We start from the raw sequence: 1969 nt of genomic DNA, 5'->3' as shown, positions 1-1969 counted from the left end.
GAATGAGGGCCGCGAGGACGCGAAGCTGAAGGGGATTCGGTTTGGCCGCAGGCGCACCATCGACAGAAACACCGTGCTGATGCTTCATCACAACGGAACGGGGGCAACGGCGATAGCCCGACAGCTCGGCATTGCCCGCTCCACGGTGTATAAAATTCTGGAAGACGATATGACAACAATATAGTGACAACGAAAATACGCGAACTTATTGATCCAAAAATGAATCGCTGAATCCGGTTACAGCCTCCATTGCCTTGCGAAGAAGGGCAGGAGTGGATACGCCCTGACCGTCGAAGCGGGGTGTATAAGGTGCTTCCAGACGCTTTGCTTCATCATCGGTAAGAGTAAACGACAGGGCGGAAATGGCATCATCGATATGACTGACTTTCAGTGCACCGATAATTGGGGCTGCCACAACAGGATGGCGACGAAGCCAGGCCAGAGAAATTACTGCGGGTGTAACATTACGCTCATTTGCAATAGTGTTGACTGCATCCACTATTTTTTTATCACTTTCCGCAGTAGCTTCATTCTGTTCAGCGCCTGCAGGTTCAGTTGCAGTCCGTCTGGTATTTACCCCCCATGGGCGGGCCAGACGCCCCCGGGAAAGGGGACTGTAGACCAGCGTCTGCACTCCTTCGTCAGCGCATAATGGCAACATTTCCCGCTCCTCCTCTCTGGCAACAAGATTGTAGTTGTCCTGCATTGAAATAAAGCGAACCCAGTTATTCTTCTCCTGCAGGTGTAGCGCTTTCGAAAATTCCCAGGCCATCATTGATGAGGCGCCGAGATAGCGAACTTTACCGGCCTTAACAACATCATGAAGTGTTTCCAGCGTTTCTTCCCATGGCGTGGCTTGATCCCGACGATGAATCTGGTAGAGGTCAATATAGTCAGTGCCAAGGCGCTGCAAACTATTATCCACCTCCGCCAGAATTGCCTTACGCGACAATCCCACAGCATTTGGTCCGTTTCGCATACCAGCTGCCAGTTTGGTGGCAATGACAATAGCATCTCTGTTAGTGAAGTCGCGTATCGCTTTTCCGAGAATTTCTTCGCTGTTGCCAGTTGAATACATGTTAGCGGTATCAAAGAAGTTAATCCCGCGCTCAATGGCATATCGGATCAACAAGCGGCTCTCATCTTCAGGAAGTGACCATGCAGGATGACCGCGTTCAGGATTGCCGAACCCCATGCAACCGATACAGACCGGAGAAATATCTAAACCTGAGCGTCCCAATTTAACGTATTGCATACAATTTCCTGTGTGATTTAATAAGCGGACATATATCCACTTTTATCGGAGAGTTCTCCATTTAGTCAAGGGAAAAATGAAAGAAAGCGATGCGCTGCGGGCCGATGCCAAGGCAAACAGAGAACGCATTTTAAATGTGGCACGTAGTGCGTTCGCTGCCGATCCGACAGCGTCGCTCAATTCGATAGCTAAAGCCGCAGGTGTTGGGGCCGGGACACTTTATCGCCACTTTCCGAGCAGGGAGGCGTTATTGTTGGGAATATACCGACAGGAAATCGACGCATTGGTGGAACTGGCAGCCAGTCTGCTTGCCAGCCATCCATCTTTGGTTGCCTTTCGGCTCTGGTGCAAACGCTTCGTGCAATTTGGCGCAGTGAAACACGGAATTGCTGACACATTCAGTACTGCGGTGCCGGAGCAGGGAATTGAAGCGCTGAGGAGTGCTGTTAGCTGCTTGATTAACGCATGTGAAGAATCGGGAGATATTCATGCTAGGGCAAGACCTGATGATATTCTGACGCTTCTCGGATTGTTATTACGCCTATCACCATCTGACGAAGGAAGAGAACAGACAGAGAGGATTTTAGATCTTGTTTTTTCCGGAATGTCTACAGACATAGCAAAATTGAATGGTTACAGATGCCGGGATGAGTAAGGCCCGGCCTGACAAAATCTCTAAACGTGAGTTTTCGTTCCACTGAGCATCAGACCCCT

3 protein-coding genes are annotated in these 1969 nt (G+C 49.9%); 2 read left to right on the top strand and 1 reads right to left on the bottom strand.

Annotated elements, in window-relative coordinates; all coding sequences use genetic code 11:
• On the top strand, positions 1 to 184 hold a 184-nt coding region (locus GSQ70_RS00570), incomplete at its 5' end, for a helix-turn-helix domain-containing protein (protein WP_158780470.1).
• A gap of 21 nt (positions 185 to 205) precedes the next feature.
• Here the strand turns inward: GSQ70_RS00570 and GSQ70_RS00565 are convergent.
• Complete coding sequence (locus GSQ70_RS00565) at positions 206 to 1255, bottom strand: aldo/keto reductase (RefSeq protein WP_158780469.1); 1050 nt, start codon at positions 1253 to 1255, stop codon at positions 206 to 208.
• Positions 1256 to 1331: 76 nt separating this feature from the next.
• Between GSQ70_RS00565 and GSQ70_RS00560 the strand changes: the two genes are divergently transcribed.
• Positions 1332 to 1910: a TetR/AcrR family transcriptional regulator gene (locus tag GSQ70_RS00560; RefSeq protein ID WP_158780468.1), complete on the top strand. Its 579-nt coding sequence runs from the start codon at positions 1332 to 1334 to the stop codon at positions 1908 to 1910.
• The last annotated feature ends 59 nt before the right edge of the window (positions 1911 to 1969 follow it).

It is taken from the genome of Pantoea sp. BAV 3049 (assembly GCF_009765445.1).
Classification (GTDB): Bacteria; Pseudomonadota; Gammaproteobacteria; order Enterobacterales; family Enterobacteriaceae; genus Erwinia.
This window is presented reverse-complemented; position numbering and strand designations above follow the sequence as displayed.

Excerpts from the sequence above, each read along its gene's own strand:
- GSQ70_RS00565 (WP_158780469.1), bottom strand. The coding sequence starts at position 1,255 with ATGCAATACGTTAAATTGGGACGCTCAGGTTTAGATATTTCTCCGGTC.
- GSQ70_RS00560 (WP_158780468.1), top strand. The coding sequence starts at position 1,332 with ATGAAAGAAAGCGATGCGCTGCGGGCCGATGCCAAGGCAAACAGAGAA.